A 19161-nucleotide genomic window follows, 5' to 3' on the forward strand; every position below is an offset into this window, starting at 1 on the left:
TTACACTAATAAACCGGATTTAACCAATGTGAGAACTTATCTACTCTGCCTCTGATTATTTCTTGATAATCTTGGGCAATAACATTGGCTATAGAATCTTCTTTTTGTCTATATGACACATTGTCTACTTGTGACACAATTGATATTTCAAGGCCAGTGCCTGTTAAAAAACAGCCATCTGCTTCATAGAGATCCTTTTGTTGAATTTCTGACTCAATACAGGGAATATTGCGGAATTGACAAATATCGAAAACAGATTGTCTGGTTATTCCATTAAGAATGCCAGCGCTAAGCGATGGTGTAATAACGCAATTATCTTTTACAATAAAAACATTTGATGTACTTGCTTCTGCGCACATGCCTTGTTCATTCAACATGATAGCATCATCAAATCCGTTTTCTTTGGCATCTTCATGAGCAAGTGCGGAATTAACATAAGTGCCGGTAATTTTGGCAGATGATGGAATTGCCGCATTTGATACACGTCGCCATTTTGAAATAAGACATGTAAACGCTGCTTTTTTGGCATAAGCGCCCATAGGTAAAGCGTTAATACAGAGGGTTGAATTTACACCACTTAGCTTAACGCCAAATTTCTCACCCGGCATTAATGACTTTTTAAGCACTAATGGCCTGATATAAATATCTTGCTTGAAACCATTTTTAATGATGATGTTTTTAGTAATATCGGTTAACTCCTGACTGGTATAGGGTAATTCAATTTTTAATGTTTTAGCTGATTGAATTAACCGTTCATAGTGCTCATGCACTCTAAATAGATTAAGTTGGTTATTGTCTTGATCCCAATAAGCCCGGATCCCCTCAAATGTACCGGTGCCATAATTTAACGCTTGTGTATTGGCAAGAAAGGTCGCATTGCTAAAATTGAGATATTCCCCGTCTAGAAATACGATCCAATCTTTATTAACCGGGCTAACGATATTGTTTGTCATTTATTGGCCCTCTTGTTCATAATTTCTAAAGCCGAATTTCGCTCAATATTGTTGGTATCATCTCTCAGATCATGGATCCGTGCTGCTTTCCAACTTACCATTGCCGCGGTTCCAATCAGTCCACCGACATCTCCGACATGGATGTCGACATTCATATTGAATTTGGATTCCATTTTTTGCTTTATCTTACTAATGAGTGACGCATCATTTAATTCGTCACTCGGTTCTAAAGTGATCTTGAGCTCATCTGTACCGGCTGTGTTGTTGATTTCAATAAAGTATTCAAAACAATATTCGAGTTCTTCAAAGATGGCATTTTCAATATCAAAAGCATACACATTGGCATTGTTTAATACTAATACATCTTTTACCCGGCCGATGGGTTCTATTTCCCATTGATTTAAGCCTATTGCTTTACACCGAACCATATCCCCTGTTTTGTATCGAATCAGAGGTTTATTCCCTTTATATAAATGGGTAATCACTAATTCACCAGCAACGTGATTATCACCAACATTGAGTTTTTGCTGAGTAAAAGGGCAAATGAGTTCGTAATAATTGTTGTATGGAATAGTAATAAGCTTATTGGTATTGTCACAAGCCGCCAGAATTGACGTTTCTTGTGAGGCATACATACAGTTGTAAATTTTAGCGCCCCAATTCCGAGATAAGTTTCTTAATCTATTGGGGGTAATAAGTTCGCCAAGCACCAAAATGATCTCGATACCTAGTTCTTTTGCATCACATGCATTGTTCCGACAATATTTTAGCAACTCAGCGGCGACCGCAGGTGTGCAAACTAAGGCGGTTATTTTGAGGTCTTGTATCAGCCTGAGTACTCTGTGCATACCAACAACGGGCGAACGAGGCCACATTTTGATAACGGTATGCCCTAAACTGCGAAATACATCTTCAAATGTATCGCCAGTGGAGTGCAATTCCGTTGGACCCATCACGCCAATAATGTGTTGTTTGCCTTCTTGATTGAAAATAGACTCATATTGCAGAGTCAGAAAACTGTTATTCACTAAAGAGTCTATTTCATTGCGAGGACAAGGTGTTGATGGCCCAGTCGTCCCTGTGGTTTCATAATATACCCAAGCGTTACCTAGGCTATCTGAAGATATCGTGTTTCCCGCCTTACTTAGATCTGATTTTGTAGTAAAGGGAAGTTTTTCAATCAATGAGGATAAATTTTCATCATCATTTGGGTTTATTGCGTCTAGACGATCTTGATAGAAAGCTGACCCATTTTTCGTATAATTTATGATTTCTTTTAATTTTTCGTATTGTATTTTTTCCAATGAGGAGATATTTATCTCGCCAGACAGATATTTTTTTAACTCGGTAAGGTATTTCATACCTAATTCATGAAGTTCATTTCTAAAAATGGAATACATATATATTACCTGGTTATTTATAAAGTGGTAAGTTGCCAGTGATTTTATTGATATCTTTCTTTGGTCCAACTATGCCAATTCCAGATAACTTCAATTCATCCGAATGTTCAGCAGATAATTTTCCTTCGTATTCCTCATATGTTCTGCATGATTGCGCTAAACAGGAAAAAGGACTCAATTTAAAATTATCGTTAGATTTTAATTCATTATGAATAGCGGCCAGTACATCATGACTAGCTTTCAAAACAGGCAAAGGCGTTTTAATGACACCGGGATAACAAATGCTATCTTTACTAAAGACATCGTGTCCTACAATCCCGTTGATATTTCTACCAATTGAAACACTAATGACGCTCAGTGCATTCATGGCTAACCCAAGTGGCAGACTATCAGCGATAACGACGACACTTTTATGTAGGTTTTCGTCAAATTCCATACGACTTTCCTATTAACTGAGTGAAATTTATCAACTTATTTATATCGATAATAATATCCGAGACTGTCCATGTACTTATTTCTTTCCATAGCACCACGCCTTTTATATGATCGGGATGATGCATGTATATGTCCAGGTCTTCGTAACTTTCAAAGTAACCAATTAAACTAAAGTCAACTGATTGCTTTCTGTCTACCGTACTTCGACCACAAAACCATCCTTTTATTTCACTTATCTCATTTATATGATTTAAAGTCACCTTCTCTGCTAATATAGCCTTTTCACTATCCCAGCTTATTCCATCCTTGAAGGTAAATAAGACTTGGTGTGCAATTAAGTTATTTTTGCCCAACATAATTTACCTCATAATTAATGATTTTGAGTTATAATAACCTATAGAAACGATCTGATTTATACCTAATATTAGCGCATGCCTGATTTAGTTTTTTTGATTTGCGTCTAATTTAAATAACACATTGCATTTATAGCAGTCAACTATTTCCCTATGGTAATAATTTAAAAAAGAGTGGGAATATTGTGGTTCTGACAATGATAAGAAAGCTGTTATGGCTTGCCTTTGGCTTATAAAAAACAAGCTCAATTTGATTGCGTTTACGCCTTGAAAATATATTTTGTCGCCTTGTGTTCTACCGTATTTTGAGTATTTGTTTTTTAACATGTTAACCGATCCTTATATTGTTTGGAGACAGGTTATTTTGGATATTTTATCTTCCACTGCTGCCAGACGATCAGGCTATTTTACGACCAGTGGCTATTTTCTAATAGGTAGCAAAGATAATAAAACATTTTGTTGTTATTTCTGATTTGTCAGTAAATGACCAGTTTTTTTGATGTTGAAAATAACTCGCTCATCGGCTGTATTTTGATAAGAAACTACAGCAATTCAGAGGATTCGAGGCAGTAGTCTTGCATTAATGGGCTTTCAAGCCATGGTATGTCGTTGAGCATGTCACTAATGATGAGTGTTTTGGTGATATTTTTAAATTATCTATTATTTATGCTTGATTGTTTGCAATGGGTTGTAATATACTGCGCTCGCTTTCGGGGGCTAGCCCTGAAACACGCCGGCTTAGCTCAGTTGGTAGAGCAACTGACTTGTAATCAGTAGGTCACCAGTTCGACTCCGGTAGCCGGCACCAAATCAAATAAGAAGCCGTTATCTTTTCAGAAGATAACGGCTTTTTTCTTGCTTGATAATAGATGATGCTGTTTATATATCCAGTTAATTCTGCTATTTTCCAGTACAATTTCCCGCTAAAACGAGTTTCTGAATTCATGGCATGGTTAAATTTACTGTCAGGCGGGTCGAAATAAAACCATGTAGCTAGAAATATAGGATGGCAAATTTTTAGATAATACGGATTTATTTTCGCTGGTAAAAACTAACAGAAAAAAATATTAGCGTTTGGGATATCTGTTTTCCAGACATGAAAAAATATTTGCTATAGGTGTGTATCCATCTATTCGTCTGGCGAGAGCTGAAAATAAGATGGGATAGGGTGAGTAGAAAATAGCAGAAGATATTGATGTTGTAAAAGTGTATCAGATAAAAGCAATTTCGGCTCAGAAGGATATTTTTGCTAACTATCTACTGAAGAGTGTGAGTTTAAAAATCACATTGGTTAGAAGCGGATATATCTGACAGTGTTAAAACTTTTCACGTAGATATTTACCTGATAATCGGTAATTTATCGTTAGCAACATTAATTCTGTGGATATCTTAAATGTTTTGCTTGATCTGCTGGCGATATTGCGAATAGGGTTGTTGCGATCTCACATTTGCACCAGTTTCGTTGTCCATCACCTTGTAAACAGGCCGATTTCAGTGTCTTCGGCATAGGTGTTGACACCATTCTTAATCGGCATTTTATGACGGATTTCAACGTCGATCAAAAATATTTTTTACACTCAAATATCCATGAGATAAAAAATCTGTGCTATTTTTTATTTAATGAATTTTTCATCTCATAATAAAAAGGGGGTGTTATGTTGCTTGAAAACTTTTGATAAATAATAAAGAACATGCGTGTTGCTTTAGGTGCTAAGTGTTTTAAAGGAAGGTACATTAGAGGATTAAATGAAGATTATAAATTTGTATAATAAATACGTAGATGAGGAAGAGGAGCACTTTATGGTCATCCGTATTAATAACGATATTTATGTGTTTTCCTCTGAAACTAAGCTTGGTCAAGAATAGGGGTTATTTACTATTTGTATTTAATAGACTAAGTAAACAGATGTATTTAAACGATGTAGTTACGTAACAGAGAAACACAAAAATAGAGAATGAGAAATTTGTTATAATGCCGAATGCATGGATGCATGAGACCATCATGAAAATAATTTTTACTACTATTTGTTACTAAAAGTTAAGGTCAAAATATATGCGCAATATTCAACAAGTTTTAGAGTGTTGGGGCGGTTGGGTTGATGATGCCACTGGTGTTAATTGGCCACCGATCGCTGCTGGATTTAAAGGTCTGATTGCGTCAACTCGTTCATTACGTCCTTCCTGCTGTGATAACGATGGCTTAATCATTGATGCTTGTATCGCAAAGTTGCAGACGGTAGATAAATCTGAAGAAATTGAAGTTTTATTTATGTACTACGCTTTAAGGCTTTCCAAACGGTCCATCGCGCGTTTAATTAAAGTACCTGATATTGAAGTACGTTCCCGGTTGCAAAAGGGAGAAAGTTTTGTTCAGGGATGTTTGGCTATGCTTGATATTAAGTTAGAAATGGATGATGAAGTACAAAAACATAAAAAGCTTGCGCGTACGCAAAAAGCTATGGTAGTGTACTAATCAGTTAAAGTTGCGAATAAGCCCCGATAGAAATGAAATATAGAAATATCGGGGCTTTTTTCATTTGAATATTTGCAGGTAATGGGGAAAATAGGGCTTAACCCATCAAATTCAGTTTAAAAAATTCATGCTATCCAATGAACTCTGTTTGGTACGAATGAATCTCAAGTTTCTTCTATTGTACTCTGATAAATAAGTGAAAATTTAAATCATAATTGTCGAAGGTCGCACTGTGTTGCGGCCTTTTTCGTATTTGCCGTCGCGAATCGCTTACGTATATTTTTTACCTTTTTCGTGGTCGGTATCCCGATTAAATCAATCATCACTCGGTGTTGGGAGCTAAGCCTTCAGCAAAGTTTGGTTTACCCAAGCACAGGGTGAGTTATTGCTGTTTGATGGAGGTATTTTTGATGAGCAACGGTAGTGATAAAGCGGGTTGGTTAACACCTGTCACGCCTGGGCCTGAGTACGATGATGAGCTGGAGCACATACTGAGTCGTTGGCTGGGAGGTGTTTCTGGTTTGCCTGACGATAAAGTGCGTTCTCGATGGACATCAGCACAACTGTCCCAGTTACCGGCAGATGATGACGGGTGTGATTTTGACATAACGGATTTTATTTCGGATGCCTCGCCGGCTTTTGAGAACCAGACTGATGAAGGAACCCAGTTATGGCGTCATGAGGAAATTGTGTGCTTGATTTCCTTTTATGGCCCGAACAGCCAGCGGTACGGTGCCCGTTTTCGTGATGGAGTGGCGGTCAGTCAGAACAATGACGAATTGGAACGTTTCGGTCTTTCAGTCGATAAACTCAGCCGGCTGACTTTGCTACCGGAACTTATCAATAACCAGAGGGTGCGTCGTTATGACATGACGATCACCTTGCGGCGAAAAGTGGTGCGTGAATACGGTGTTAAATCACTGGTGGAAGCGCCTGTCAAATTCTTAGGAGATTAAATTATGCAGGGTTTACCTGTTTCAAACATTATCAATGTCACGTTGAATATGGCTCCTCATGCGGCTCAATCCCGGAACTTTGGGGCGTTACTGATCATCGGTGCAAGTAACGTGATCAACCCTCATGAACGTTTACGCCGGTATTCGGATATCGATGGTGTCGGTGCTGATTTTGGATTGAGTTCACCAGAGTATCAGGCCGCGGCGCTTTATTATTCCCAGTCACCCCGTCCGGTTGATTTATATATTGGTCGGTGGGCTAAGGACAATGTGGTCTCCTCTTTACAAGGGGCGGTATTGACTAAACAGCAGCAAATGATGAGCAAATTTATTGCTGTCACCGATGGCTCTTTTAAATTGACGATTAACGGTAAAGAAACGGTATACAGCGGCGTCGATTTGAGTAAAGAGGCCAATCTTAATGGTGTGGCCCAACGGATAGCAGATAAGTTAAAAGATTGTTCAGTCATATATGATAGTTCTTCTTCGCGTTTCGCTATTATGTCGAATTCTGTAGGGGCGGTTGGCTATGTTTCACCGGCAACGACGGGAACTTATATTGGTGATTTATTAAAGCTGGACGAAATATCGGGTGCTACCGCTATCGAATCTACCAAAGCAGAAACCATTGCCGAGGCGGTGGCAGCACTGGGATCGGTGTCCAGTGGCTGGTATGGGTTGGTTATCGCTGATGACTCTCTGACGGATGAAGATATTCTCTCTGTTGCTGATTACATTGAGTCCGCATCTGTTTCCCGTATCTATGGACATACAGTGCAAAAAGCAGACGTATTGGATGCTGATGTTAAAACTGATATCGGTTCAAAATTAAAAGAGAGAAACTATCAACGCACACTTTGGCAATATTCAACCGGTAAACCCTACACGGTTGCTTCGCTGTTGGGCCGTATGTTTACCGTCAATTTCAACGGCAATAACACCACCATCACCTTGAAATTTAAACAGGAACCCGCTGTAACCGCAGAAAACCTCACCGCAACGCAAGCCAATGTGTTGAAAAGGATGAATGGCAACGTTTTTGTTAAATACAGCAATGATACGGCCATTATTCAGGAAGGTGTCATGGCGAATGGGGATTTCATTGATGAGCGCCACGGTCTGGATTGGTTGCAGAACTACGTTCAGAACAATCTTTATAACCTGCTTTACACCAGTACTAGCAAGATCCCACAGACTGATGAAGGTGTGACACGGCTAATCACCAATGTTGAACAGTCACTGGCTCAAGCGGCGACAAATGGATTAATCGCTCATGGTGTATGGGGCGGCGATCCGATTGGAGCGCTGGATACGGGTGCAACATTAACCAAAGGTTACTACGTCTACGCACCGCCAATTGCAACGCAGGCACAGGCTGATAGAGAAGCCCGAAAAGCACCGGTTATTCAGTGTGCAATCAAATTAGCAGGTGCTGTTCACTATGCTGATGTCATTATTAATGTAAACAGATAAGGGTTGAAAATGGCTACATATTCTTTTCTTGATGTTTCCGCTTCTATTACCGGAGTTGGCGGCTCTTTTGATCTTGGTAACGGTGCCGCGCTCTCTGATGAGGGAATTACAGTCACCATGTCGGAGAGTAAAAACACCATGACCACCGGCGCAGACGGAGAAGTCATGCATTCATTGCATGCGACCAAGTCAGGAACCATCACGATTAATTTACTTAAGACCAGCTCAGTCAACGCCAAATTGAACGCGATGCTCAGCACACAATCGCTTTCATCAGCGGCATGGGGTAATAACGTGATTGTTATTCGCAATAAACAAAGTAATGACATTGCTGTTGCTCGCTCTGTCGCCTTTCAGAAACAACCGGATTTGCAGAATAACAAAGCAGGCGGTACCGTTTCCTGGGTATTTGATTGCGGAAAAATCGACATCATGTTAGGCACATTCTAACCAGCTTATTTCACAACCATTTAAATCACCTTTAAATTTGCCGCAGCATTTGTCTCTATTTTTACGTCGGACTTATGCTGCGGTAGTTTGAGCGAGCTTGAGGATAAGTGATCATGGAATTTGAAATTGATGGCAAAAAATATCGCAGTGGTAAATTGAACGCTTTTCAGCAACAAGATTTAGCGGTGGCTTTGGCTCCGGCTATTCCGGCACTTGGACCGCTGATGAAAAAGATGGTGACAGCTAAAAGTGATGATGGAGTGACGGGCTTTGAAGAAGTGCTCCCTTATTTGGTGGAATCCATCAATGCATTAGGAAAATCCAACCGACATGAAATTAATGATATTTGCTTATCAGTAGTTTCTCGTGAACAGAATGGTATCTGGAACCGGATTTATGAACCTGATGGACAGGTATTGATGTTCGATGACATCAACGGCTTCGAACTGCTGAAAATTGTCGGTTTTATTATTCGAGACTCATTGGGAAATTTTTTTCCCGCCCCATTAGAGAGCGTAGTGTAATCCCAGGGCAAGCCAGTTTAAATTTTGAAACCCTTCCGAAAGGGCGTGATTATCTATTACGCCCGGTCATTGCGGGCATGTGCCGTTATGAATCGTTGAAAAATAGCGTTCTTGATCTGGCTGATATTGCATTGATGAATGATGCCCTTGATGTTAAATCGGAAAATGAGGCCATGATAGAGAGGTGGCGAAATGAGCAATAACGTTGAAACAACTAAAGATTTCCTGGGATCGCTTAAGTTTGATGTTGATGAAGCCGGACAGAGTAAATTCATGGCTGTTATCACCGAAGTCACGGCTAATGTTCTCAAAATGGGGGAGGAAATTAAAAACGCAGCACTAGAGGTTATTAATTTCACCACTCAAGTTGCTAACGGATTGGATAAACTTTACTGGCAGTCACAGAAAACAGGCGCAACGGCTGAAAAAATTAAAGCCATTGGTTATGCCGTCAGTCAAGCAGGCGGAAGTGTTGAAGGGTTTAATCAATCTCTTGAGGGCGTTGCTAATTTCCTACATAAAAATCTAGGTGGTGAGGGATTATTGCGGAACATTGGTGTTCAAACCCGAGATGTAAATGGCAACCTTCGGGATACAGCATCTTTGGTGGCACAGGTGGGTGAGCAGTTATCGAAAATGCCGATGGATCGGGCCAATCGATACGCCCGCAAACTGGATATTGATGAAAATACCTCGATGGCTATGCGTCGTGGGATTGGTCAATATGTCGCTGAATATCAGGACATGACGAAAACCATAGGTTATAACCCGACTAAAGCAACGCAGCAATCTCACCAATTTATAGTGCGCATGAATGCCTTAGATAATTTGTTTGGGATGATAAAAGAAAAAATAGGTGCGGATTTGGCGGGGGGATTGACTGGACGAGTCGAATCATTTCAACAAACTATCCTGCTTAATTTCCCTAGAATAGAAAAGGTTATTAATCGTGTATTGAATGTCATACTGAATTTGGCTGATGACATAACATTATTGGTCAGTCGCGTCGGTGAAGCTATTAGTGATTTAATTGGCTGGTGGGACAGACTGGATAATAGTACAAAAACGCTTATTAAAGCACTAGGTGGCTTACTATTTGCGTGGAAAATCTTAAATACGGCTTTTATGACTTCGCCAATAGGGATGATTACTGCACTGGCAGCGGCGTTGCTCTTGCTTTATGAAGACTACAAGGTTTGGAAAGAGGGTGGTAAGCATTTTATTGATTGGGATAAATGGAAACCCTCTATTAATGAATTTCTTAAAGCCATTGAAAAAATCTCTGGTTGGATAAATCAAGGAGCTAAGGCCGTTGGCGGTTGGAAAAATGTATTAAAAGGATTTGCGACCTTCATTGCAGTTGCATGGGCTGTGAAGATGATCAAAGGAATATCCCGTGTGACAAGTGCGATTCTTAATTTGGCTAAAGTGTCAAAATCTGTCGCCAGAGGGGGAATATTAGGTAAAGCGGGAATTTCAGGGGCCGTTGCTGTTGCATCAGAGCCATATATCGATAAAGCACTTAATCGGACTTTTGGTGGATATGACTACTTTCAGCGAATTAGGACCGCGAAAACTTGGCATGATTTTGGTGCTGCTCTGATTGGGGAAGGTAATGCCTATTGGGATAAAAAAGGGAATTGGGTAGATAAACGTGGAGAAAGCACCCTCCCGAAAGGATATTCTCAGTTTGCGGCAGATATTCCTGGTAATGCTCCTGTAGTCATGCATAAACCAGATAAGACGGCAGCAGATGGGCAAAATAATCAACTACTTAATAAAGATAATCCTAAAGTCAGAATGATAAAATTGGCTAATTCTGATGTGATACAAAGATTGGTTGATAACATGATGGTAGGGGTAAGTGGTAATAATCCTTATTTATCAGAGCATACCAAAACAGCGATTATCGGAGTACCATCGCCAGCGAATAAATCAACAAAATTAGTTGGACATTTAAATAATGTAGCCCATTATTTGCAGAATATTTCCATTGATCACCGAATGATCAATGGTGCGGTAACCAATATCAACAGTATGATGAACCATCAGGAATTGACTCCCGCTTTATTACATTGTGCGCCAATATCTGCCAGCAATAATATGCCGGGAATAGGAGAAGTAAATTATCATATTGAAGTCAACGGTGTTGAATCTCCTAGAGAAGCAGCAAGACTGACCGGAGAAACGGTAGAACGCACTCACAGTATGCTCCTTCGAAATATGCAAACACAGGTGAGATAACAATGGATATATTATCAGTCATGTTTTCTCAGCAAAAGAGAAAAATAGGTGTCATTGTACCGAGTGTCGTTATTTCAGAAACACATACGGATGTATCGAATATCACCGATCATCCGGTCCAGCAGGGGGTGACATTCAGTGATCATGCTTATGACAGCCCATCGGAAGTGAGAATGGATTTAGGTTTCGCCGGTGGTGGTTCGCTGCTTGATATTATTGATACAACAAAGGTATTTGATATTTCTACCGGGCTAAGCCTTGGAACCAGTCCGCGTGATATATATCAACAGTTACTTGACCTAAGGGCATCACATAAACCGTTTGATGTCGTAACGGGAAAGCGCTTATATAAAAACATGTTGATTAAAGATATCAGTGTCACAACAGATAAAACCAGTGAAAATGTTTTATCGGTGGTTTTAAACCTACGTGAAATTGTTATTGTTGAAACGTCACCGAATAAGGCCGCGCCGGCGGAAAATATGAAAAATCCTGAAGATACCGCACCTGTAGTTAATATGGGTGCCAAAGTCACGGTGAAGCCATCAATGCCAAAAATTATTCTTGATTTTATTATAGAGCGAGGTAAGAAATGGCTAGGGTTGTAGAAATTCCTTTATCACCGCAAAATCAGCAATTCGATATTCAGCTAAATGGCATTAACTATAAAATGAGATTAATGTGGCGTGATATCGGGGGTTGGATTTTGGATATTATGACGCCGAACAGTGAATTTATCGTTACAGGTTTGCCGTTGGTTTTTGGGGTTGACTTACTGGAACAATATCGCCATCTTGGTTTTAACGGCTCATTAATTTTTTATGGTGATATAAATCAGGAGAAACCTTTCAGGAATAATCTTGGTAAAGAGGACAGGTTATACTTTGTAATAAGTTAACTTGATGAGAGGAAGGATAAGATATTCTGTAATAATTTATTACATACGCCGCTTAATTGCGGTTCTTTTATTTCTATTAATTAGGTGAATTATGTCAAAACAATGGATAAGAGAATGCCACCTTATCGTTGTAGACAAAGATGGCGAAAAAGTAAATTTATCAGACCTGAAAATCACATTTAACATTAGCAGAACGGAATCTTCCAATCCTGCTACTGGTATTTTTACTATATATAACCTCAATAACGAAACCAGTAATAAATTACGTAAAAATGAATTTAAAAAGATTAAATTTGTGGCGGGTTACAAGGAGAACTCAGGACAAATATTCTCAGGCCAAATTCAGTACACGTATGTAAAAAGAGACAACGCAACGGATACTTGTGTTGTGATTCATGCAGCGGACGGGGATGAAGCACACAATTACGCGACCGTGAATACCACCATTGCGGCTGGATATTCGCAAGCAGATTTAGATCATTTGCTAATGCGTGATATTGCCAAATATGGCATTACCGCCGGTCTACGCCCTGAATTCAGTAAATCAGCATCACCCAGGGGAAAAGTACTTTTTGGCATGCACCGCAATGAAGTTTCTAATCTGGCAAAACAATGTGATGCTAATTGGCGCTATGAAGATAACAAACTACACATTGTACCCAAAAATAAATACTTAACTGAAGCCATTGTCCTTACATCAAAAACAGGCCTTATCGGTATGCCTGAACAAACTATTGGCTCCGGTATTAACGTTACATGCTTAATTAATCCGAATATCCGCCCCGGGACATTAATCCGACTGGATAACCGTTCAATCAAACCAGTTGATCCGGCGACTAAACAAGCTGCTCAATCTGGTGATCATAAGGATGCAAAAGCACAACCGGCAATGTTGGATGCTGATGGTGATTACATTGTCTTCAATGTGGAGTATTCCGGCGATACCCGCGAAACAGAGTGGTACATGACAATAATGTGTATCGCCAAGAGCGATCATACTTTGCTGAATCAATCAACTCACAATAAGGATAAGGCAGAGAGCGAATGATAAATACTGACGAACGACTCAATAGACCCGAAGCGGTCTTTTTTGCCATGCAAGAAGTCATTAGCGCCGGATTGTATGTCTCCTTGCCTTGCATTATTCAATCATTTAATGCTGATGCGGTAACCATCACCGCGCAACCGGCCATTAGATGGAAAATCAGGCAAAAAGATGGGGAACTGGAATCGGTATCCTTACCGCTGTTAGTGGATGTGCCGGTTATATTCCCAAGGGGCGGTGGTGTGACATTAACCTTCCCGATAAAAGCCGGTGATGAATGCCTGGTCGTATTTGCTGATCGCTGCATTGATTATTGGTGGCAATCTGGCGGTGTGCAGGAGCCGGTGGATCCTCGACAGCACAACCTGTCTGATGGATTTGCCATTATTGGCCCACAATCCCAGCAACAAAAAATATCGGGTATCAGCACAAACGCTGCTCAGTTGAGAAGTGATGATGGAGCGGCGTATATCGAACTCGATCCCAACAGCCATAACGTCACGATTATCACATCGGCAAAACTTATCGCGACAGCCAATGGCGGTACTGAAATCACTTCACCTGACATCATCCTAAATGGCAACGTCACCATTAACGGCAACTTATCACAGGGCATGGGCGCTGGTGGTGGCACCGCAACCATGCAAGGCCCGGTCACGGTGAGTAATGATGTGACAGCGGCAGGGATTAGCCTTAAAAACCATGTACATAGTGGTGTGCAATCAGGTGGCGGTAAGACGGGGAAACCTCAATGAGATACAGAAGAGAAATTGACAACGACTATGTATTTGGTCGTGGAGAGGCGGGTTTTCTTATCAACTCACCGGAAGCGGTCGCACAGGCAGTGAAAACTCGCCTGATGTTGCGCAGTGGCGAATGGTTTCTTGATAACCGAGAGGGGACAGATTACGACGACGTGTTGGGTAAAGGCACATCGGGGTTTTATGACCTGATTATTAGACAGCGAATACTGCAAACGCCGGGTGTAGAGAGCATTACCCAATACCGTAGTGAAAGAAACCCGGAAACAAGAAAAATCACCATTACAGCCACGATTGACACGATTTATGGACAGACAGGAGTAACTGCTGATGTATGAAAGTATTATCAACACAATGTTACCTGCTATTGATAAAAATGGGATCAATGCTCCTGATTATCAAACCATCTTGAATAGCTGGAAGACGATATTCAGGGATATTTATGGGGGCGATATTTACATTGAATCTGACAGTAAAGACGGTGTTTTTTTATCGCTAATAGCATACGTTATTCACGGTTGTAACAACGCAACCATTGCCTCCTATAACTCATTTAGCCCGGCAACCGCGGTGGGCGAAGGGCTTTCCCGCAATGTCAAAATCAACGGCATCACCAGAAAAAGCGCCAGTAACTCAACAGTGGATATTTTGGTTACTGGTCGAGCAGGCACGGTTATCCGTAACGCTTCTGTCCGGGATGATGCGGGAAACGCTTGGTCACTACCGGATGAAGTCATTATAGATACACACGGGCAGGCTATTGTGACCGCGATTTGTCAAAAATCGGGTGCGATCGGCGCATTACCTCACACGGTTAATCAAATTGCCACGCCAACATTGGGCTGGCAAACCGTGACGAACCCGGTTGCGGCTACACTTGGTCGGGGAATTGAAACCGATGTAGAACTGCGAATACGGCAAGCGGTTTCCGTTGCGCTGCCTTCGAGAACTATTATAGATGGACTGATGGGAGCAATTGCCAACCTGCATGGGGTTTCACGTTACCGGGGATATGACAACGACTCGGACAAAACGGATGAGAATGGCATACCCGCTCATAGCATTGCACTTGTCATTGATGGTGGAGACTCGAAAGAGATTGCCCGGACTATCTTAGTGAAAAAAACGCCGGGCATACCGACATTTGGCACCACCTCTGAAACGATTACCGATGATTATGGCAATAAAAAAACGATAAACTTCTATCGTCCTACACTGGTGCCAATTTACGTTGAAATACACATTAAACCCTTTATCGGATATACATCAGATATTGGCAATAATATTCGTAATGAAATATCTAACTATATAAAATCCCTTTATATTGGTGATGGAGTATATGTGACTCGTTTATTTGTACCGGCAAACTTATGCAATAAAAACGGTGGACAGACATATGAAGTATTATCTGTGATAGTGGGTAAATCAGCATCGACAACCGGAACGGCGAACATTGACATAGCATTTAATGAAGCGCCGACGTGCTCACCTGAAAATATAAAAATAGTAACGGTGCTTGAATGAACAGATATATGAAGCTAATTCCTGCATATCACATGGAAGGTAAAAAATATGTCAGGATGCTTGAAGCTGTGACTGATATTTTCAACCAGAATGCGCTGACAACAGATTTCTTGATTAGCAGTTTTGACCTTGATAAAGCGGTGGGCAAACAGCTTGATATTATTGGAGAATGGGTAGGAAGAAATCGAATGATCCAAACTCCAATTGAATCCTATTACTTCTCCTTTGATATTACTGACTTGGGATTTGATAGTGGACAATGGAAAGGGCGATTTGACAGTGATAAAAGTTATATCAAACTGGATGATGATAATTATCGGGTTGTCATTAAAGCGAAAATAGGCGCGAATAACTGGGATGGAACGGCTGGGTCATTTAATAACATCCTGAGTTTTATTCATTCAAATAATGGCCTATCGGTATCTTTCGAAGATAACTTGGATATGTCATTCACAGTGACTATTAAAGGTAAATCAATCAGTACAATTACTAAAGAAATCATCCATCAGGGTTATCTCTCGCTTAAACCTATGGGGATAACGGTTAATTACCATATAGTGGAGGGTTAGAAATGGCTAAAAATGATTTTAAAGCATTTGCCATTGGTGAAAACGCGAATACTTTATCACAAGAAGAATATGAAAGTTCAGATTTTATTGAGGAGGGTTTTAAATCAGGAATAGCAAGGAGTGAGCGCTTAAATAAAGTTTGGCGCCAATCTTCGGTTATAGCCGCGGTGATAGGGAAATATATTGCGGAAAAAACCGGGGAAGACGTTATGGATGATGGAGACCTGGAGAAACTCGTAGCGCAATTGGATTTAGCATTAAAACATAAAATTACTACGGAAATCCCTGCTGCTTCACTGACGCAGAAAGGCATATCGCAACTCAACAGCGCGACAAATTCTGACAGAGAAGACCAAGCAGCGACTCCGAAAGCGGTTCATGACGTTAGAAAAATTGCTGAAAGCAAATTGAGTGGTGTTTCTGATGCCTCATTGACTCAGAAGGGGATTGTACAACTGAGTAGTGCGACAAATAGCACAAATGAAACCTTAGCGGCGACGCCGAAGGCAATTAAAGAAGCATACGATTTTGCAAATACAGCAAACGTAGCAGCTAAAAATGCTCATGATGAAGCAAACAGGGCTACAGATAATGCTAATAGCAGATTGGCAAAAAACCAAAATGGCGCAGATATCCCTAATAAAAGTGAGTTTATAAAAAACCTTGGTTTAACAGAAACCGTCAATTTGGCGAAAAGTGCCGTGCCTAAAACAGATGCAGATAGCACATATGCGCGGAAAAAATCGCGTGAAACTTTTACATGCGGCAGTTTAGATGTAGATGCCGGACATAATTATGCGGGCCTGAGATTGATAAAAAAAGACGGATATTACTCTCAGATATCAACGAACCCGGACGGACAAGGCCCACTCACAATCTACTATAGGAATGCAGCGGGTAATAATATTTATGCCGTTAATTTGCAAAAGAAATCTGGCACATTAGCAACAATCGATGACATTGATGCAGCAATTGTTGCTAAAAATAACATCCCAGTGGGTGCTCCAATTCCGTGGCCGTTACCGAATATGCCTGCTGGCTATCTCGCATGTAATGGTCAATCGTTTAATAAATCTCTATATCCACAATTAGCTATAGCTTATCCATCAGGTGTGCTTCCTGATTTACGCGGTGAATTTATCCGTGGTTGGGATGATGGGCGCGGTGTAGATCATGGTCGTGGAGTTTTGTCGTGGCAAGCTGATGAGTTTAAATCCCATTTTCATGAATTTGAAGCACTAAGGAACGCAACAGGAAATTCAGTCTGGGGAGATTTTTTTGGGACTAGTGTTATTCTTGGAAGACAAAAATATCAGGTTAACAATAGTGGTGGCGCAGAAACACGCCCTCGCAATATCTCTTTCAACTACATAGTGAGAGCAGCATAATGAATACACAAAAATACTCTTTGGAATATGAAACTACTGTATTGGATAAAGATGGATTGGCGGAAAAAGCAGGCTGGCTGACAATCTACCATGCAGCGCCTCATTCAAGGGAATTTATCGGCGCAGCACCAGAATACCTGATGGAGGGAATAGGAATACCGGCCAGTTCCTATACAGATGCTCCGACACTTCCTGAATCCGATTCTACAGCTGTTAGACGTACAGCAGACGGAAATCACTGGGAAATTGTACCCGATTACCGGGGAAAAACAGCTTACAACACACAAACTCGATTACCGCAAGAAATTACTGATCTGGGTGAATTACCCGAAATCCTGACATTCAAACAACCTATTACTCATTTTGATCGATGGGATGGCTCAAAGTGGGTGATTGACAAAGTGGCAATAAAGGATAGTGAAATTGAGCAGGCAGAACAACTACGCGGTACATTGTGCACACAAGCCAATGAAACTATTAAGTTGCTCCAATATGCTGTTGATACTGGATTAGCTTCGGAAGAAGAACAGACATTGTTACTTGAATGGAAAAAATATCTGGTATTGCTGAACCGTGTTGATACTTCACTAGCCCCTGATATTAAATGGCCTGAGATGCCTGAATGACAACAATAAGGGCTGCTTATGCAGCCCAATGACAATTGTAAAGCATTCTATTTAGTCTATCTTCGAAATATTATGCTATTATTTTGCAATCTACCGGGATAGATCTTTTTAATTTTACAGACTCAATATTCTGCCAATGGGTTGTAGGTTACACCATCTGAGTTTGTATTCTCTGGATGGACAGCCGAAGGAATATCTGGCATTTTCATATTGAGAATAAGCTCTTTCTATATTGCTCCAAATTAGTAAAGAGCCAATAGAATGCTTTTGCAATTCATCTGAAGTATCCATTCCTGCCTGGATAAACTCAAAGATAGTGTGTTCAAAAGTACATGTCTTTGTAATAAAATGAAATGCGCATGCCTCATCTTTGTAAAATAATATATTTCCCCATATAAGAGGTTGAATTAGTTCAAATAATTCTTGAGTTAGCGCCTCATCAACACAACAAGAACCCCATCTTTTCTCGGTAAGAGAGAAATAAATATTTGCTATTTCTCTTGGGTTGAAAGATTCACAATCTACGACTTTTCCTCCAATCTTTAGAAAGCGCTTCAATCGGTCTTTATATTTTTTCTGGGATTTTGTCGATATTCCACCGTTACCTAATTCTTTAGCAATGCACACTCTTCTATTGGCATTAAATATATATGTTGAATTAATCAAATTTTTCCTATTTAAAGGAGAAATAAATTTTGATTTAATAGGCAATACAAATTTAGCTTCCGGAGAAGCGGGTATGATTAATTCGTCATTAGGAATAGCTATACGGATATATTTCGATAATGGAGTACAAGGATCGTTTGCAAGAAATCGCTCTCCCCATATGCATATGGCAGCAGTCAATAGCCCATTAGAATCTTTCTGTACATAGTACTTTTCATCACATTTAAAATGTTTATGAATGAAATCTAAAACAACGGGGTGTGTTGCTAATCCCCCACCGTACATACTGTAGCATTGACGATAATCATCAATGCTAGCTTCTTTCCACCCAAACAGAGATAATAATGTTTTCATCTAAAAAATTTATCCATTAAATAGTTCATAATAACAGCGCTCACGTATTTATAAATCAAGTCCGACACA

Annotated in this window: 21 protein-coding genes and 1 tRNA gene; 17 read left to right on the forward strand and 5 right to left on the reverse strand. The window is 40.2% G+C overall.

Going from position 1 to position 19161, the window contains the following annotated elements:
• Positions 1-5: 5 nt before the first annotated feature.
• From CKY02_RS02290 to CKY02_RS02305, 4 genes are read right to left on the reverse strand one after another with little or no spacing between them, the layout of a single operon-like run.
• Positions 6-953: a branched-chain amino acid transaminase gene (locus CKY02_RS02290; protein ID WP_112894076.1), complete on the reverse strand. Its 948-nt coding sequence runs from the start codon at positions 951-953 to the stop codon at positions 6-8.
• Positions 950-2353, reverse strand: coding sequence for a phenylacetate--CoA ligase family protein (locus CKY02_RS02295; protein ID WP_112894077.1), 1404 nt, complete (start codon positions 2351-2353; stop codon positions 950-952). The genes CKY02_RS02290 and CKY02_RS02295 overlap by 4 nt, the downstream gene beginning before the upstream one ends.
• A gap of 13 nt (positions 2354-2366) precedes the next feature.
• Complete coding sequence (locus CKY02_RS02300) at positions 2367-2789, reverse strand: DUF2000 domain-containing protein (protein WP_112877530.1); 423 nt, start codon at positions 2787-2789, stop codon at positions 2367-2369.
• The gene (locus CKY02_RS02305) at positions 2779-3144 is read right to left on the reverse strand and encodes a Dabb family protein (RefSeq protein ID WP_112877528.1); all 366 of its coding nucleotides are present in this window, start codon (positions 3142-3144) and stop codon (positions 2779-2781) included. Before CKY02_RS02305 ends, CKY02_RS02300 begins: the two co-directional genes overlap by 11 nt.
• Positions 3145-3873: 729 nt before the next feature.
• Here CKY02_RS02305 and CKY02_RS02310 point away from each other — a divergent pair.
• The 17 genes from CKY02_RS02310 (at position 3874) to CKY02_RS02385 (ending at position 18072) form a co-directional block, all read left to right on the forward strand.
• A tRNA-Thr gene (locus CKY02_RS02310) sits at positions 3874-3949 on the forward strand.
• 1245 nt (positions 3950-5194) lie between these two features.
• On the forward strand, positions 5195-5614 hold the full coding sequence (locus CKY02_RS02315) for an antiterminator Q family protein (RefSeq protein WP_112877524.1): 420 nt from the start codon (positions 5195-5197) through the stop codon (positions 5612-5614).
• A gap of 407 nt (positions 5615-6021) precedes the next feature.
• Entirely contained in the window at positions 6022-6570 is a 549-nt protein-coding gene (locus CKY02_RS02320; RefSeq protein WP_420899232.1) for a phage neck terminator protein, read from the forward strand.
• Between the two features lie 3 nt (positions 6571-6573).
• Positions 6574-8043, forward strand: coding sequence for a DUF3383 domain-containing protein (locus CKY02_RS02325; RefSeq protein ID WP_112894079.1), 1470 nt, complete (start codon positions 6574-6576; stop codon positions 8041-8043).
• Positions 8044-8052: 9 nt separating this feature from the next.
• Entirely contained in the window at positions 8053-8493 is a 441-nt protein-coding gene (locus CKY02_RS02330) for a DUF3277 family protein (protein ID WP_112894080.1), read from the forward strand.
• A 113-nt stretch (positions 8494-8606) separates the two neighbouring features.
• Positions 8607-9017 carry a phage tail assembly chaperone gene (locus CKY02_RS02335; protein ID WP_112894081.1) on the forward strand — a complete coding sequence of 137 codons (411 nt, stop codon included), beginning with the start codon at positions 8607-8609 and terminating at the stop codon, positions 9015-9017.
• A gap of 77 nt (positions 9018-9094) precedes the next feature.
• Positions 9095-9220, forward strand: coding sequence for a DUF6889 family protein (locus tag CKY02_RS26150; protein ID WP_255417038.1), 126 nt, complete (start codon positions 9095-9097; stop codon positions 9218-9220).
• On the forward strand, positions 9210-11261 hold the full coding sequence (locus CKY02_RS25125) for a hypothetical protein (RefSeq protein WP_193493035.1): 2052 nt from the start codon (positions 9210-9212) through the stop codon (positions 11259-11261). The genes CKY02_RS26150 and CKY02_RS25125 overlap by 11 nt, the downstream gene beginning before the upstream one ends.
• A gap of 2 nt (positions 11262-11263) precedes the next feature.
• Positions 11264-11869, forward strand: coding sequence for a phage baseplate protein (locus CKY02_RS02345; protein WP_046395661.1), 606 nt, complete (start codon positions 11264-11266; stop codon positions 11867-11869).
• Entirely contained in the window at positions 11854-12159 is a 306-nt protein-coding gene (locus tag CKY02_RS02350) for a phage baseplate plug family protein (RefSeq protein WP_112894082.1), read from the forward strand. Before CKY02_RS02345 ends, CKY02_RS02350 begins: the two co-directional genes overlap by 16 nt.
• A 91-nt stretch (positions 12160-12250) precedes the next feature.
• A complete protein-coding gene (locus CKY02_RS02355) occupies positions 12251-13207 on the forward strand; it encodes a phage protein (RefSeq protein WP_112877508.1) in 957 nt (318 codons plus the stop codon).
• Positions 13204-13959, forward strand: a complete 756-nt coding sequence (locus CKY02_RS02360; RefSeq protein ID WP_112894083.1) for a phage baseplate assembly protein V — start codon at positions 13204-13206, stop codon at positions 13957-13959. Before CKY02_RS02355 ends, CKY02_RS02360 begins: the two co-directional genes overlap by 4 nt.
• Complete coding sequence (locus tag CKY02_RS02365; protein ID WP_112877504.1) at positions 13956-14303, forward strand: contractile injection system sheath initiator; 348 nt, start codon at positions 13956-13958, stop codon at positions 14301-14303. Before CKY02_RS02360 ends, CKY02_RS02365 begins: the two co-directional genes overlap by 4 nt.
• Positions 14296-15489 carry a baseplate J/gp47 family protein gene (locus CKY02_RS02370; protein ID WP_112894084.1) on the forward strand — a complete coding sequence of 398 codons (1194 nt, stop codon included), beginning with the start codon at positions 14296-14298 and terminating at the stop codon, positions 15487-15489. The genes CKY02_RS02365 and CKY02_RS02370 overlap by 8 nt, the downstream gene beginning before the upstream one ends.
• Positions 15490-15497: 8 nt before the next feature.
• A complete protein-coding gene (locus tag CKY02_RS02375; RefSeq protein ID WP_238399262.1) occupies positions 15498-16058 on the forward strand; it encodes a DUF2612 domain-containing protein in 561 nt (186 codons plus the stop codon).
• A gap of 2 nt (positions 16059-16060) precedes the next feature.
• Positions 16061-17446, forward strand: coding sequence for a tail fiber protein (locus tag CKY02_RS25130; RefSeq protein ID WP_112894086.1), 1386 nt, complete (start codon positions 16061-16063; stop codon positions 17444-17446).
• Positions 17446-18072: a tail fiber assembly protein gene (locus tag CKY02_RS02385; protein ID WP_112894087.1), complete on the forward strand. Its 627-nt coding sequence runs from the start codon at positions 17446-17448 to the stop codon at positions 18070-18072. Before CKY02_RS25130 ends, CKY02_RS02385 begins: the two co-directional genes overlap by 1 nt.
• Before the next feature lie 114 nt (positions 18073-18186).
• Here CKY02_RS02385 and CKY02_RS02390 read toward each other — a convergent pair whose 3' ends face one another.
• Positions 18187-19092 carry a GNAT family protein gene (locus CKY02_RS02390; protein WP_112894088.1) on the reverse strand — a complete coding sequence of 302 codons (906 nt, stop codon included), beginning with the start codon at positions 19090-19092 and terminating at the stop codon, positions 18187-18189.
• Positions 19093-19161 lie beyond the last annotated feature (69 nt).

It is taken from the genome of Photorhabdus bodei (assembly GCF_003287735.1).
GTDB classification, from domain to species: Bacteria; Pseudomonadota; Gammaproteobacteria; order Enterobacterales; family Enterobacteriaceae; genus Photorhabdus; species Photorhabdus kayaii.

Excerpts from the sequence above, each read along its gene's own strand:
- CKY02_RS02375 (WP_238399262.1), top strand. The coding sequence starts at position 15,498 with ATGAAGCTAATTCCTGCATATCACATGGAAGGTAAAAAATATGTCAGG.
- CKY02_RS02330 (WP_112894080.1), top strand. The coding sequence starts at position 8,053 with ATGGCTACATATTCTTTTCTTGATGTTTCCGCTTCTATTACCGGAGTT.
- CKY02_RS02305 (WP_112877528.1), bottom strand. The coding sequence starts at position 3,144 with ATGTTGGGCAAAAATAACTTAATTGCACACCAAGTCTTATTTACCTTC.
- CKY02_RS02365 (WP_112877504.1), top strand. The coding sequence starts at position 13,956 with ATGAGATACAGAAGAGAAATTGACAACGACTATGTATTTGGTCGTGGA.
- CKY02_RS02295 (WP_112894077.1), bottom strand. The coding sequence starts at position 2,353 with ATGTATTCCATTTTTAGAAATGAACTTCATGAATTAGGTATGAAATAC.
- CKY02_RS02350 (WP_112894082.1), top strand. The coding sequence starts at position 11,854 with ATGGCTAGGGTTGTAGAAATTCCTTTATCACCGCAAAATCAGCAATTC.
- CKY02_RS02355 (WP_112877508.1), top strand. The coding sequence starts at position 12,251 with ATGTCAAAACAATGGATAAGAGAATGCCACCTTATCGTTGTAGACAAA.
- CKY02_RS02390 (WP_112894088.1), bottom strand. The coding sequence starts at position 19,092 with ATGAAAACATTATTATCTCTGTTTGGGTGGAAAGAAGCTAGCATTGAT.
- CKY02_RS02335 (WP_112894081.1), top strand. The coding sequence starts at position 8,607 with ATGGAATTTGAAATTGATGGCAAAAAATATCGCAGTGGTAAATTGAAC.
- CKY02_RS02315 (WP_112877524.1), top strand. The coding sequence starts at position 5,195 with ATGCGCAATATTCAACAAGTTTTAGAGTGTTGGGGCGGTTGGGTTGAT.
- CKY02_RS02385 (WP_112894087.1), top strand. The coding sequence starts at position 17,446 with ATGAATACACAAAAATACTCTTTGGAATATGAAACTACTGTATTGGAT.
- CKY02_RS26150 (WP_255417038.1), top strand. The coding sequence starts at position 9,095 with ATGTGCCGTTATGAATCGTTGAAAAATAGCGTTCTTGATCTGGCTGAT.
- CKY02_RS02345 (WP_046395661.1), top strand. The coding sequence starts at position 11,264 with ATGGATATATTATCAGTCATGTTTTCTCAGCAAAAGAGAAAAATAGGT.
- CKY02_RS02325 (WP_112894079.1), top strand. The coding sequence starts at position 6,574 with ATGCAGGGTTTACCTGTTTCAAACATTATCAATGTCACGTTGAATATG.
- CKY02_RS02290 (WP_112894076.1), bottom strand. The coding sequence starts at position 953 with ATGACAAACAATATCGTTAGCCCGGTTAATAAAGATTGGATCGTATTT.
- CKY02_RS02370 (WP_112894084.1), top strand. The coding sequence starts at position 14,296 with ATGTATGAAAGTATTATCAACACAATGTTACCTGCTATTGATAAAAAT.
- CKY02_RS02360 (WP_112894083.1), top strand. The coding sequence starts at position 13,204 with ATGATAAATACTGACGAACGACTCAATAGACCCGAAGCGGTCTTTTTT.
- CKY02_RS25130 (WP_112894086.1), top strand. The coding sequence starts at position 16,061 with ATGGCTAAAAATGATTTTAAAGCATTTGCCATTGGTGAAAACGCGAAT.
- CKY02_RS02300 (WP_112877530.1), bottom strand. The coding sequence starts at position 2,789 with ATGGAATTTGACGAAAACCTACATAAAAGTGTCGTCGTTATCGCTGAT.
- CKY02_RS25125 (WP_193493035.1), top strand. The coding sequence starts at position 9,210 with ATGAGCAATAACGTTGAAACAACTAAAGATTTCCTGGGATCGCTTAAG.